This window comes from Gordonia zhaorongruii, assembly GCF_007559005.1.
In the GTDB taxonomy this organism is placed as follows: Bacteria; Actinomycetota; Actinomycetes; order Mycobacteriales; family Mycobacteriaceae; genus Gordonia; species Gordonia zhaorongruii.
Genome location: NZ_CP041763.1, coordinates 3181357 through 3194491 on the forward strand (window position 1 = coordinate 3181357; position 13135 = coordinate 3194491).

Consider the following 13135-nt stretch of genomic DNA (forward strand, 5'->3'; position numbering starts at 1 on the left):
CGGATCGAGACGGCGCCGCATACGTGTCGGTGATGCGAGGACCGTTCAACAGGGACTCGTCAGGGCACGAGAATCGGCAGCGCGGCAGGCACGATGGTGACGGTCACCGGCGGTTCGCACAGGTAATCGCCGTCGGCGTGAACCGGCACGGAGCGGTCGAACGACAACTCGACCGTCCGGTTCGCGGTCAGCATGTCCACCTCGGGTCGGCCGACGTGCGATCCGGTCTTCGCCTGCTTCATCAGGCTCGCCAACCGGTACTTGGAGCGGTCGCCGTGCAGCAGCATGATCTGCATCTCGCCGCCCTCCACGGACGCGGACGGGACCATCCGCAGGCCGTGTCCGTAATCGCCCGAGTTGGCGATCACCAGCATGTGCGCACGCGCCGACCGCCGTTCGCCGTCGACGGTGACCGTCGCCGTGACGGGCTTCCACCGCACCGCCGCCAGCAGCGGCGCGACGCGGTAGGCGATCGGCCCCATCCAGCGGAGACGGTTGATCAGCTCCGTCGCGACCGAGTCGAGGCCGGCGTACACATTGCCGACGGCGATCGACGTGCCGCCGTCGGGGCGGGTCACCTGGAAGACGTCGATGGACCGAGTCGATCCCCCGGCGATCGAGGCCGCGATTCCAGCCGGATCGTGGGGCAGCCCCATGTGCCTGGTGAGGTCGTTGCCACGGCCGGCGGCCGCAATGCCCAGGCGCGCACCCGGGACCGTCATCACACCTTCGGCGACATCGCGCACATGACCGTCGCCACCGACCGCTACCGTCAGCGCACCGGTGCGCGCGGATTCGGCGCCGACCTGCGTCGCGTGCTCGGACGACTGCGATTCGACGACCGTCACCTCGGTGACCCCGAGTCGGGAGAGTTCCTCGGCAACGGCCGGCCACTGCCGTTTCGCGGCGCCACCGCCCGAGACCGGGTTCACGACGGCGGTCACCGTGGGCCGTTCTCCGTTGCGTTCGCTCACGGCAGCAGAATGCCCGGATTGAGGACGCCGTTCGGGTCCAGGGCTCCCTTGACCGCGCGCAGCGCCCTCACCTGCACGTCGCCGATCTCCTCGAGATAGGTCGACTGGTGGTCGGTGCCCACGGCGTGGTGATGGGTGATCGACGCGCCGGCGTCACGGATGGCCGCGTTGGCCGCCGATTTCGCCTTCGACCACTGCTCCTGCGGATTCTCGAGCGCGTTCGAGATGACGGTGAAGTACAACGACGCGCCGGTCGGGTACACGTGCGAGATATGGCACATGACGACGGCCGGAGTGCCCTGCTCGCCGAGTGCGCCGGTGACCGCTGCCGTGACGTCCGCCTTGAGCTGCTCGAGGTTCGACCAGAAGGTCACGGTCTCGAGCGTCTCGACCAGCGCACCGGCGTCGAGCAGCGGATCGCGCATGTAGGGGCCGCGGAAGCGGCCTTCACGCCAGTGCTCGCCGGGTTCGGTGCCGAGTGGCGTGCCACCGAGATCCGTGAGGCGGGCGGTGACGTACGTGTCGCGGCACTCGACATCGGCGTCGTCTCCCTCGAAGCCCACGACCATCAGGCAGCCGCCGGTCGGAGCGGAGTCCGAGGTACTCCCCGCCGCCGACGGGTTCGCCAAGTTGAGTCCGGTCTCTGCCTCGTCCGACAGACGCAGGACCGTCGGCTTCACAGCCGACTGGGCGAGCGCCCGCATGGCGGCCGCCCCGGAAGTGAAGTCGGGGAAGTGCCAGCCGTAGAAGCGCCGGGCCGTGGGCACCGGGTGCACGTGCACACGGACCGTCGTGACGACACCGAACGTGCCCTCACTGCCGAGTACCAACTGCCGAAGGTCCGGCCCCGCAGCCGATTTGGGGGCGGTGCCGATCTCTGCGACTCCGCCCGGAGTGGCCAGGGTCAGTCCGACGACCATGTCGTCGAAACGCCCGTAACCGATGGACGACTGTCCCGCCGACCTGGTCACGGCACAGCCGCCGATCGTCGCACCTTCGTACGACTGCGGAAAGTGCCCGAGTTCGAAGCCTCGCTCGGCGAGGTACCGCTCGGCGTCGGGCAGGCGGGTGCCTGCGGCGAACGTGGCGATCTGCGAGACCTCGTCGAGATCTACCAGCCCGGTCATCTGCCGCAGGTCGAGGCTGATCACCGGCCGTGACCGATCGGGGACCAGCCCACCGGTCACCGTGGTGCCACCGGCGAAGGGGCTCAGGGCGATGCCGCGCTCGTCGCACACGGCGAGTACCGCTGCGACCTCTACCGCGGTGTTCGCCACGACGACGGCGTCGGGAGCATCGCTGCCGTCACCGTCGCGGAACTTGAGGAGGTCCGGCGTGGAGTATCCGCGGAGCCGGGCGCTGCGCACGGAGTCGTCGGTCTCGACTCGCGCCCCGGTCGTTGCGAGTGCGGCGAGCGCGTCGGCGTCGAGCCGCGACTCGGGGATCGTCAGTTCGGCCGGGTTCGGTGCCGGCTCATCGATGCCCAGCATGGTCAGTGCCTTCAGTACCGACTCGGACAGCTGCATCTGGTCGTTCGGGTTCCCCCACCTGCCGGGAGTGAAGTCGACGACGTCGACATCGGTCTCGCGCTGGGTCATTCTCGGCCTTCCGTCGAAGTATGCTGATACAGTTGTACATGTGATGTCGCAGCAACTCAACAGTGAATCGCCACCGGCCAAACGCCCGGCGGCCAACGCCATCAGCGAGGACACCATCCTCGACGCTGCAGCGGCATTGATGTCGGCGATCGGCATCCGCCGGACCACCATGGCCGACGTCGCCCGGAGCGCAGATGTGTCGCGCGCCACACTCTATCGGCATTTTCCGAATGTGGAGACCCTTGCCGCGCAGGTCACCACCCGTGAGTTCACACGCATCGCAGCGACCGCGCCCGTCACCGACGATCCGGAGACCCGGCAGTCGATGGTCCTGACGCTGGTCCACCTGGTCCGCGAAGCACGCCGCCACCCGCTACTGCGGCGCATCATCGAACTCGATCCGGAGTTCCTGACGCCGTACCTGCTGACCCGCACCGGCCGGACGTCGCGGAGTCAGCTCGCCGCCCTCGAGGATGTGGTCGGCCGCGGCCAGGCGAACGCCGAGATCCGCGCCGGCGACACCCGTCGCATCGCGACAACCGTCCTGCAGATGGCGTGGTCGTTCGCACTGACCGGGCCCGTCTTCACCGACCCCGAGAACATCGACGAACTCGACGCAGAACTCTCCGACCTCCTGGAAAGGTACCTTCGCCCATGAGCAGCCGCCCCGCAGACGACTTGTCGTCGCATCCATCGATCGATCCGGCGTCGCTCCTGTCGCCTGCGCGCCGCACCGCCGACCTGGCACGACTGTCCGAGTCACCCGAGGCCGACGTCGTGGTGATCGGCGGCGGTGTAACCGGTGCCGGCGTAGCCCTCGACGCGGTGTCCCGCGGCCTGTCGACCGTGCTAATCGAGAGCCGTGACCTGGCCTTCGGCACCAGCCGGTGGTCGTCCAAACTCGTGCACGGCGGACTCCGTTACCTCGCATCGGCCGCAGTCGGCATCGCCTACGAGAGCGCCGTCGAGCGGAACGCCCTGATCCGGAACATCGCACCGCACCTCGTGCATCCGCTGCCGCAAGTGGTTCCGCTGCTCGACGACGTGTCGTTCGTCGATGCCGCGATCACGCGTGCGGGCTTCCTCGCCGGAGACGCACTGCGGATAGCCGCGCGCACACCGTCGTCGACGCTCGCCCGGTCGGGCCGGATCCCCGCGGCTGAAGTGGCGGCACTGGCCCCGACCGTCAAACGGGAGGGGCTGCGCGGCGGCCTCCTCAACTGGGACGGACAGCTCAACGACGACGCCCGCCTGGTGGTCGGCATCGCACGGACCGCCGCCTCGCTCGGCGCCACGGTCCTGACCCACGCCCGAGCCGACCAGGTGACCGGAACATCGGTCACCGTGACCGACGAACTGACCGGTCGCAGTTTCGACGTGCGCGCCAGATCGGTCGTCAACGCGACCGGCGTGTGGTCGGCGCAGGTGGACTCGTCGATCGCGCTGCGCCCCAGCCGAGGTACGCACCTGGTGATGAGTCAGGACAGCTTCCAGGGACTCCGCGCCGGCCTGACAGTGGCCGTCCCCGGGCACTTCGGCCGGTACGTGTTCGCCCTCCCGCAGCCGGACGGAAGCGTCTACGTCGGCCTCACCGACGAGGAGACATCCGGCGAGATCCCCGACGTTCCGCAGGCGCAGGAGTCGGAGATCGACTTCCTGCTCGACACCGTCAATCTGGCGCTCGGCACTCCGCTGACCCGCGACGACATCCTGGAGACGTTCTCCGGTCTGCGTCCACTCCTCGACTCGGATACCGGTGCGACGTCCGACGTGTCCCGGAAGCATGCGGTTCTCACCCGGGATGACGGCCTGGTGACGGTGGTCGGCGGCAAGCTCACCACCTACCGGCGGATGGCCGAGGACGCCGTCGACGCGGCGCTCGCCACCTCGGGGCTGTCGGCGACGCCCTGCCGAACGCGCACGCTTGGACTGGTGGGGGCCCCGTCGATGAAGGATCCGGCCGCGAACGATCCGGCCGCGGCACTCGCGAAGGTCGCCGCGCCGCGACGTCTGGTCGCCAAGTACGGCACCGAGGCACCCGCCGTCCTCGCACTCGCGGACTCCGATCCGACACTCGCCGCTCCGGTTGCGGACGGCACATCGATCACCGGCGCCGAACTCGCCTTCGGCGTATGCGCCGAAGGGGCGGTCACCGTCGGTGACCTGCTCGAGCGACGCACTCGCCTGTCATTGACGCCACTGGTCGCCGACGCAGCCCGACCCTCGGCGGCACACGCCGTCGACACCCTCGCCTGACGCGGCCGACCGGTCGTCCCTCGATCCAGGACATCAGTCCGGCAGCATCGGGGCATCCGCCCCGTGATTGCGGTACATCAGCGCACCCCGGGTGACGGCATCGCGCCCGAACCGTCCCCGCAGCCGATCGACGGCCGCGTCGAGGTCGGTGGAGGTATCCGGCGCGAGCGTGCCTCCCGGCGGAGCCGGACTCTCGTCGAACGGGAGGGTCAACTGCACCGCACCACGTCCGGCGAGATTGGTCAATGACAGCCCGATCAAGCTGCAGCCCCGGTCGCGGATGAGCGGCATCGCGTCCGCGAGCAGGCCGCGCGCGACCGTTAGAACGACCTCCGTGGAATCGGTGGGCTCGGCCACCGAGCGCGACCGGGTGACGGACTCGAAATCGTTGAACCGCACGCGCAGCACCACCGTCCGCGTGAGCCGTTCGGAAGTGCGTAACCGCAGGCCGAGACGATCGACTATCGCGAGCAGCGTCGACTCGATCTCGGAACGGTCCTTGATACGCCGCCCCAGTGCACGCTGGGCACCGATCGAACGACGGCGTCTGCCCGTCTCCACGCGCCGGGGGTCACGTGCCATCGACAGCGCGTAGAGGTGCCGTCCGGCACCCTTGCCCAGGAGCGAACTCATCCGGTCCTCGCCGGTCTCGGCGATCTGCCCGACGGTGCGGATCCCCGCATCGTGCAGACGTGCCTGCGTCTTGGCGCCCACACCCCATAATCGGCCGACCGGGAGCGGGTGAAGGAACGCGAGCTCGCCGCCCGCCGGAACCTCGAGCAACCCGTCGGGCTTGCCGACGGCACTCGCCACCTTGGCGAGGAACTTGCTGCTGGCGGCCCCCACGGTGATAGGCAGACCCACCTCCGTCCGGACCCTCCGGCGAAGCCGCTCGGCGATCTGCACCGGCGAACCGCTGATCTTCCGCAGTCCGGCGGCGTCGAGGAAGGCCTCGTCCACGGAGATGCCCTCCACCAGCGGCGTGATGTCGTGGAACACGTCGAACACCGCGCGTGAAGCATCCATGTAGGCGTCGAACCGCGGGGGCATCGTGACTGCGGCGGGGCACAGCCTGCGGGCCTCATGACCGGGCATCGGCGAGCGCACGCCCACGGCCTTCGCCTCGTAACTGGCCGCGAGCACCACCCCACCGCCGACCAGCACCGGCCTGCCACGTAGTTCCGGGTGATCCCGCTGCTCGACCGATGCATAGAACGAGTCGAGGTCGGCGTGGAGAATGGATGCTTGCTCCCGCGCTCCCCGCTCGACTCTCATGCCCGCATCATGGCACCTGGGTCCGACAGTCCCGCCCCGCGAAACCCCAGCGCAGACCGCATGACAATTGTCATGCCGATCCCGTGCAGACCTCATGCGAACCGATGACTCAGCGCACTACTGGCCACGCTCGCCGCCGACGAGGCTGGAGCCATGAATACGACACGAGATCCCGACACCGCCGCACACCGGTCCTCCTCGTCCGGTGGCGCCGCACCCCGATCCACTCGACGAGCACCCGGATTCCGAGAGGCATCCCTGCACGATCTGCTGATCGACAGCTGCCGCATCGGCCCCGCACCGACGCGGTCACGCGAGGTGTTCGTCATCACGGTCAGCCTGGTCCTGAGCGCGGTCGTTCTCGGTGTCCTCGGAGCGTCGGCGATCGGCTACATCGGCGCGTACATCATCATCGCCGTCTACCTCGCCGGACGCTGGATCTACGGCGAACGCAAGGTCTGGACGAACCGATGAGCCCGGTGATCTCCGCCCGCGGCCTGCACCGCTTCTACGGACACGGCGAGAGCGAGTACCACGCGGTGCGCGGCATCGACCTCGACGTCGAGCAGGGCGAGGTGTTCGCTCTGCTCGGCACCAACGGCGCGGGAAAGACCTCCACCCTCGACCTGCTCGAGGGCCTGGCCGCTCCGGACGAGGGCGCCATCGAGGTGTTCGGCCTCGACCCGTTGCGGGACCGCCGGAAGGTCCGGCCCGAACTCGGCATCATGCTGCAGTCCGGTGGGCTTCCCGCCGAACTCACCGTCGCCGAGACGCTCGAGATGTGGCGCGGCACCTGCAGTCACCCGACGACGACCGACGACGTGCTCGGCAAGGTCGGACTCCTCGGTCGGGCCGACGTCCGTGTCGGATCTCTGTCCGGTGGCGAGAAACGACGGGTCGACCTCGCCTGCGCTCTCCTCGGCCAACCGCGGCTGCTGTTCCTCGACGAACCGACCACCGGACTGGATCCGGAGAGCAGGCGCGCTACCTGGCGTCTCCTCTCCGGACTGAAGGCGTCGGGCGTGACGATGGTCCTGACCACCCACTACCTCGACGAGGCCGAAGAACTCGCGGACCGGATCGCCATCATGCACCAGGGCGTCATCGCCCGCACCGGGACGCTGCGCGAGATCGTCGAAGGCCATCCGGCGACGATCGCCTTCGACCATCCGGGCGCCGCCCTTCCGCACCTGCCGAACCTGGAGACCGCAGGAACGCGCGTCACGGTCACCACCCACCATCTCCAGGAGGATCTCCTGACACTGCTCGCTTGGGCCGACCGCGAGAACCTGCTGCTCGCCGGGCTCACGGCGCGTGCGGCCTCACTGGAATCGGTGTTCCTCGACCTCGCCGGATCGAGCACCGGCGCCACCTCGTCTGACGAACCGATCGGAGCGAACCGATGACCACTGCCCAACTGCCGGACCGCGTCTCCACGTTTCGGCGTCGTCCCCTTTACTCACTTGCACGGGCCGAGTTCCTCCAGTTCCTGCGCAACAAGACCCTGGTCGTGACCGGTGTGGTGTTCCCTGTCGTGATGCCGCTGGCGATCTTCTTCCTGGCGCGCGCCAACGGCGTCGACCGGAACGGCGTCGCCGCGACTTTCGACATGTTCGCCCTGTTCACGCTGATGTTCGTGCAGTACTACACGGTGCTGTCGATGGTGACGACCCGGCGTGGCGAGGGCGTTCTCAAGCGCCTGCGCACCGGGGAGGCCACCGACTGGCAGATCCTCGCCGCCCCGAACGTGCCGGGGGTCGCGGTGACCGCCGGCTCGGCACTCCTCGTGGCGGTCGCCGTGTGGGGAACCGGCGCACCGGCACCGGTTAATCCGCTCGCCATCGTCATCGCACTGCTCGCAGGCGCCGCCGTATTCGGCCTGCTCGCTCTGGCCACCAGCGGCTTCACCAAGAATGCCGAGGCCGCGCAGATCACGTCACTGCCGGTGATGGCGCTCGCGATGATCGGGATGGGCAATATCCGGGCGACCCTCCCCGACCGCGCTGCCGAACTGCTGGCATGGACGCCGTACGCCGCGGTCTCGGACCTGATGCACCTCGGCACGGCAGGCAAGGACGCCATCGCCGGCGTCGACGCCACGGCCACCGATTTCGCCGGGACGTTCAGCGAGATGGGCCGCCCGATTGCCACACTGATCATATGGACCGTGATCGCATTCGTTCTCGTCTACAAGGCATTCAGGTGGGACGACCGCGGGTGAACCTGACGCCGAGCCGGTGGCGTCGCATGTCCGACCGAGCCAAGTACCGCGCCTACACCAGGGCCTCGCTGCAAGGCGGCGTCGCCCTGATCGGCGTGGTCGCCGTCATCGCGTCCGCCGGACATCCGTGGGTGACGGTCCTGGTCGTCCTCGTCACGGTGTCGGGAGTCATCGGATTCCAGGGCAGGCCCGAGCTCACGGGTGCCGATGCTCCCCGGACCGACCGCGTACTCCCCTCGGTGGCAGGCGCAGGTCTCATCATCGCCTGGGCTGGAATCCTCGCAATCCGAGGGACCGATGTCGCCGACGACGAGACGGCCAGAGGCCTCGCGTGGTTCGCGGTCATGGTCGCCGGATTGGCGCTCATCGCGTTCCTGCCGCGACCGTGGCTGATCCTGCTGATCGTCGCGGTCGGCACGGGTTGCCTGTTCGGCCCCTCGGGCGATCTTGTGCGACAAGGCCTGTGGCTGTTCGTGGCGGCGGCGTTCTGCATGGCCACCACCCGTCTGTCGCTGTGGACGCTTCGCGTGGTCGACGACCTCGATGCCGCCCGTCGGACCGAAGCGAAGTTGCAGGTCGCCGAGGAGCGCCTGCGGTTCTCCCGGGACCTGCACGACGTGGTGGGACGTGGCTTCTCCACCATCGCCGTGAAGAGCGAGCTCGCCTCCCGCCTGGCTCGATCGAGTGCCGAGGGCACAACCGAGCGAGCTGCGGCCGAGATGGACGAGGTGAAGGTCCTCGCGGTCTCCTCGATGGAGGAGATGCGATCTCTGGTCCGCGGGTACCGCGGCATCGACCTCGCAGGCGAAGTCGCCGGCGCCCGTTCGCTGCTCGACGCCGCCGGATGCCGACTGCTCGTCCAGGGCGACCCCGCCGCTGTTCCCACGCCCTTCCATGAGGCCGCCGCCTGGGTGGTCCGCGAAGGCACCACCAACATCGTTCGCCATTCAGCCGCATCCGAGGCGACGCTCACGCTCGGCCCGGGCGCGATGAGCCTCACCAACGACGGTGCCCCGCCGGACCCCGGCGAGCGCTCCGGTCTCCGTGGCCTGGCCGAACGAATCGAGCCGCTGGGCGGCACACTGGAAACACACTCCGAGGGCGGCACGTTCTCACTTGAGATCCGATGGGAAGCAGCATGATTCCGGTTCTGATGGCCGACGACGAGACGCTCATCCGCTCCGCTCTGGCCACCATGCTCGACTTGGAGACCGATCTCGAGGTGGCGGCGCACGTGGAAACCGGTGAGGAACTCGTCGACCTCTGGCGCTCACGTGCGGACCAGGGACTCCCGACCGCTGTCGCGCTACTCGATCTGCAGCTTCCCGGAATCGACGGCATCGAGACAGCAGCACGGGTCCTCGAGCTCTCACCTGGCGCCGGAATCCTCATCGTGACGAGTCACGGACGGCCCGGCTATCTGAAACGCGCGTTGTCGGCCGGTGTCCGCGGCTTCCTGCCGAAAACCGCTTCGGCCACCACTCTCGCCACCGTCATCCGGACCGTCGACGCGGGCGGCCGGTACGTCGACCCGGAGCTCGCCGCCGAGGCCATCAGCACCGGCGATTCGGTGCTCACCGCCCGCGAAGCGGACGTCCTGGAGTTCGCCCTGTACGGGTCATCGGTCGAGGAGATCGCCGCGCGCGTGCACCTGTCCCCCGGGACCACGCGGAACTACCTGTCGTCCGCGATGGCCAAGCTCGGCGTCGCCAACAGATACGAAGCAGCCGTCAAAGCTCGCGAGATGGGCTGGATCTGAGATCCCGCACCCGAGATCCCCACACCCCGAGAGCACCCGAAATCGAGGATCACCGCACCCGACGCGCCCGGAGCACCACATCGCGCACGTGATGGCCGTTACCCGCCGGAATCGGCCGATCACGCGTCTCGTCGGTGACGACCTCCCATCCGTCCCCGAGCCGCTCGAGCACGTCGGCCGGCCACAGGAAGTTCTCCGGGTTGTAGCCGTGTGCTCGCACCCCTTCCAGGTCGTGCGCGGTCATCAGGAGCGTGCCACCGGGAGCCACGGCGTCGAGGACGCGTCGCAGGATCGTCTCGTCGCTCCGGGCGATGCCGAAATAGCTCATAGTGACCAGCTGATAGGTCGACGGCAGGGTTTCACGCGACACATCGAGGCGCAGCCACGTGATCGTCGGCCGGGAATCGGCTGCTGCGGCGCGCTCGATCGCGACGGCCGAGATGTCCACGCCGGTCACCTGCCAGCCACGGTCGGCGAGCCAGCGGACGTCGGCACCCTCCCCGGACCCGAGATCGAGGGCGGTACCCGGCTCCAGATCCGCGGCTTCGTCGACGAGCGCCGGGTTCACGTTCGTGGTCCACACACGATCCGAGGCCCGGTACAGCTCGTCCCAATCCTCGGCGGTCTCCAGAATGCGGTGTTCGTCGGTCGAGTCGTGGGAATCGTGTGAGTCGGTCATGAACTAGACGGTGCCACAACCCGGCAACGGTCACCGATGATCGCGTGCCGCGCGACGATGGCGGCCGCCGCCCGACCCAGGCAGACTGGTGGAATGACTTTCCCCGTACGCATCGGTGTTCAGCTCCAACCGCAGCACGCCCCCGAGTACAGCCTGATCCGCGATGCGGTGAAGCGCGCCGAGGACATCGGCGTCGACATCGCCTTCAACTGGGACCACTTCTATCCCCTGTCCGGTGAGCCCGACGGCGCGCACTTCGAGTGCTGGACGATGCTGGCCGCCTGGGCCGAGCAGACCGAGCGCATCGAGTTCGGCCCGCTCGTCGCGTGCAACAGCTACCGCAACCCCGATCTCCTCGCCGATATGGCGCGCACGGTCGATCACATCTCCGGCGGTCGGGTGATCCTGGGAATCGGCAGCGGATGGTTCGAGCGCGACTACGACGAGTACGGGTTCGAGTTCGGTACCAAGGGCTCGCGGCTGGATGCGCTCGGTGAGTCGCTCCCCCGCATCGAATCGCGGATGGCGCAGCTGAATCCGCAACCGACGCGGAAGATACCGGTCCTGATCGGCGGCGGCGGCGAACGCAAGACACTCCGGCACGTGGCCAACCACGCCGACATCTGGCACTCGTTCGTCGACGTCGAGACCTACCGGCGCAAGTCGGCGATCCTGGCCGAGCACTGCGCCGCAGCGGGCCGCGACCCGTCGACCATCGAACGCTCGGCCGAGCTCAAAGTCGACGGTGACGTCGACGACCTGCTCCGGTTCGGCGACGAGATCACCGCCGAGGGCGTCTCACTCCTGACTCTCGCCGTGAGCGGCCCCGACTACGACCTCTCGACCGTCGAGCGTCTGGTGAAGTGGCGCGACGAGCGTCTCGGCTGAGCCGACGACTCTGCAGGACTCTGTCAGCGGGGCCCGGGTCGGCTGCGCAGCGCAGCGCGTGCGGCCCGATACCCCGACATCCCGTGGACGCCACCGCCCGGCGCGGTGGCGGACGAGCAGAGGTAGACACCCGGAATTCCGGTGACCTGGGGGTTCGGCGAGAGGACTGGCCGAGCCACCAGTTGTCGGAGGCTCGACGTCCCGCAGTTGATGTCGCCGCCCACGTAGTTCGCATTGTGGCGCTGCATATCCGCAGCCGTGGTGACCATCGAATCGACGACCGTGTCCGAGAAGCCGGGCGCGCGGCGCTCCAACTCGGCGATGATCGACGCCGAGACGTCCACCTCGCAGCCGGCCGGGACGTGACAGTACGTCCACGCGAGATGAGTGCCCTCGGGCGCCCGCGTCGGATCGATCCGTGTCGGCTCGCCGCCGAGCACCCATGGCCGCTCCGGAACGCGACCGGCCGCGACGTCGCGCTCGGTGCGGCGGATCTGCGCGACGTCGTCAGCGAGGTGGAACGTCGCGGTCCGGGCGAGCACGTCGGGACGCACCGCCCACGGAATCGGTTCGCTGAGCACGAAGTCGACTTTGCACGCTCCTCCCCCGTATTCGAATCGGCGCAGCGCACGGGCGTACCGCCGAGGGAGACGATCCCCGAAGAGGCGGAGGATCATCTCGGGCGACGTATCGAAGAACAGATCGCAGTCCGTCGGAAGCTGACCGAGTTCGGTGACCGGACAATCCATCTCGATCGTTCCGCCGTGGTCGACGACGATCGCCGCCAGCGCATCGGTGATCGCTCGTGATCCGCCCTCGGCGATCGGCCAGCCGCTGACCGTGAGTCCGCCGAGCAGCATCCCGGCAGCCGAGGACCCCGGCGCGGAGAGCGGCCGCTCCGCATGCGCCGCGATACCGGCGAACACCATCGCCGCACGATGACCGCCGAAGGCGCGGGTAAGCGTGTCCACCGGCAGGACGGCGGCCGCTGCGAACCGCGACATCGCCCCCGGATGACGCGGCAGGTCCGGCATCTCGAGGACCTGTGCGGCGAGCGCGTGAGGATCGTCCGCATACCCGACGATCGACTCCCATCGGTGCGCATCCGATCCCAGTTCGATTGCGGTGTCGGCGTTCTCGCGGTGGATGGCCACCACCTCGCCCGCACCGACGTGACCGAGTGAGACGTCCGGCACGAGCCACCGCAGCCCGTGGTCCGCCAACTCCAGTTCGGCGAAGGCAGGCGACGCGAATCCGGTCGGGTGAACGGCCGAGCAGACGTCGCGCCGGATGCCCGTTCCCAGAGCCTCGTCAGTGCGCGTACCACCGCCGATGGTGTCGGCGGCCTCCAGCACGAGCACGCGCCGACCAGCCCGCGCCAGGACCGCCGCCGCGGTCAGACCGTTGGGGCCGGAGCCCACGATCACTGCATCGAACTCATCACGCACGGTTGCATCCCCTCCCACGCCTGACCGGGGTCGTATG

At 68.7% G+C, this 13135-nt stretch carries 13 protein-coding genes; 8 read left to right on the forward strand and 5 right to left on the reverse strand.

The window, feature by feature from the left end; genetic code table 11:
* Positions 1-59 precede the first annotated feature (59 nt).
* Together FO044_RS14700 and FO044_RS14705 are read right to left on the reverse strand one after the other, a co-directional pair.
* Entirely contained in the window at positions 60-974 is a 915-nt protein-coding gene (locus FO044_RS14700) for a diacylglycerol/lipid kinase family protein (protein ID WP_143965919.1), read from the reverse strand.
* A complete protein-coding gene (locus FO044_RS14705) occupies positions 971-2572 on the reverse strand; it encodes an FAD-binding oxidoreductase (RefSeq protein WP_143965920.1) in 1602 nt (533 codons plus the stop codon). The genes FO044_RS14700 and FO044_RS14705 overlap by 4 nt, the downstream gene beginning before the upstream one ends.
* A 43-nt stretch (positions 2573-2615) precedes the next feature.
* On the opposite strand from FO044_RS14705, the gene FO044_RS14710 reads away from it, so the two are divergent.
* Complete coding sequence (locus tag FO044_RS14710) at positions 2616-3230, forward strand: TetR/AcrR family transcriptional regulator (protein WP_244945778.1); 615 nt, start codon at positions 2616-2618, stop codon at positions 3228-3230.
* On the forward strand, positions 3227-4828 hold the full coding sequence (locus FO044_RS14715) for a glycerol-3-phosphate dehydrogenase/oxidase (RefSeq protein ID WP_143965922.1): 1602 nt from the start codon (positions 3227-3229) through the stop codon (positions 4826-4828). Before FO044_RS14710 ends, FO044_RS14715 begins: the two co-directional genes overlap by 4 nt.
* A gap of 33 nt (positions 4829-4861) precedes the next feature.
* On the opposite strand, the gene dinB is transcribed toward FO044_RS14715, so the two are convergent.
* Positions 4862-6103, reverse strand: a complete 1242-nt coding sequence (gene dinB / locus FO044_RS14720; protein WP_143965923.1) for a DNA polymerase IV — start codon at positions 6101-6103, stop codon at positions 4862-4864.
* A 153-nt stretch (positions 6104-6256) separates the two neighbouring features.
* Between dinB and FO044_RS14725 the strand changes: the two genes are divergently transcribed.
* From FO044_RS14725 to FO044_RS14745, 5 genes are read left to right on the forward strand one after another with little or no spacing between them, the layout of a single operon-like run.
* The gene (locus FO044_RS14725; RefSeq protein WP_143965924.1) at positions 6257-6577 is read left to right on the forward strand and encodes a hypothetical protein; all 321 of its coding nucleotides are present in this window, start codon (positions 6257-6259) and stop codon (positions 6575-6577) included.
* Complete coding sequence (locus tag FO044_RS14730; protein WP_132992589.1) at positions 6574-7509, forward strand: ABC transporter ATP-binding protein; 936 nt, start codon at positions 6574-6576, stop codon at positions 7507-7509. Before FO044_RS14725 ends, FO044_RS14730 begins: the two co-directional genes overlap by 4 nt.
* Positions 7506-8324, forward strand: a complete 819-nt coding sequence (locus FO044_RS14735; RefSeq protein ID WP_143965925.1) for an ABC transporter permease — start codon at positions 7506-7508, stop codon at positions 8322-8324. Before FO044_RS14730 ends, FO044_RS14735 begins: the two co-directional genes overlap by 4 nt.
* Before the next feature lie 26 nt (positions 8325-8350).
* Positions 8351-9466, forward strand: a complete 1116-nt coding sequence (locus tag FO044_RS14740) for a sensor histidine kinase (protein ID WP_244945779.1) — start codon at positions 8351-8353, stop codon at positions 9464-9466.
* Positions 9463-10083: a response regulator transcription factor gene (locus FO044_RS14745; protein WP_132993386.1), complete on the forward strand. Its 621-nt coding sequence runs from the start codon at positions 9463-9465 to the stop codon at positions 10081-10083. Before FO044_RS14740 ends, FO044_RS14745 begins: the two co-directional genes overlap by 4 nt.
* A gap of 49 nt (positions 10084-10132) precedes the next feature.
* On the opposite strand, the gene FO044_RS14750 is transcribed toward FO044_RS14745, so the two are convergent.
* Positions 10133-10762 carry a class I SAM-dependent methyltransferase gene (locus FO044_RS14750; RefSeq protein WP_143965927.1) on the reverse strand — a complete coding sequence of 210 codons (630 nt, stop codon included), beginning with the start codon at positions 10760-10762 and terminating at the stop codon, positions 10133-10135.
* Between the two features lie 93 nt (positions 10763-10855).
* Between FO044_RS14750 and FO044_RS14755 the strand changes: the two genes are divergently transcribed.
* Positions 10856-11650 carry an LLM class F420-dependent oxidoreductase gene (locus tag FO044_RS14755; protein WP_143965928.1) on the forward strand — a complete coding sequence of 265 codons (795 nt, stop codon included), beginning with the start codon at positions 10856-10858 and terminating at the stop codon, positions 11648-11650.
* A 23-nt stretch (positions 11651-11673) separates the two neighbouring features.
* Here the strand turns inward: FO044_RS14755 and FO044_RS14760 are convergent, their stop codons facing one another.
* Positions 11674-13098: a phytoene desaturase family protein gene (locus tag FO044_RS14760; RefSeq protein WP_143965929.1), complete on the reverse strand. Its 1425-nt coding sequence runs from the start codon at positions 13096-13098 to the stop codon at positions 11674-11676.
* Positions 13099-13135: the final 37 nt, after the last annotated feature.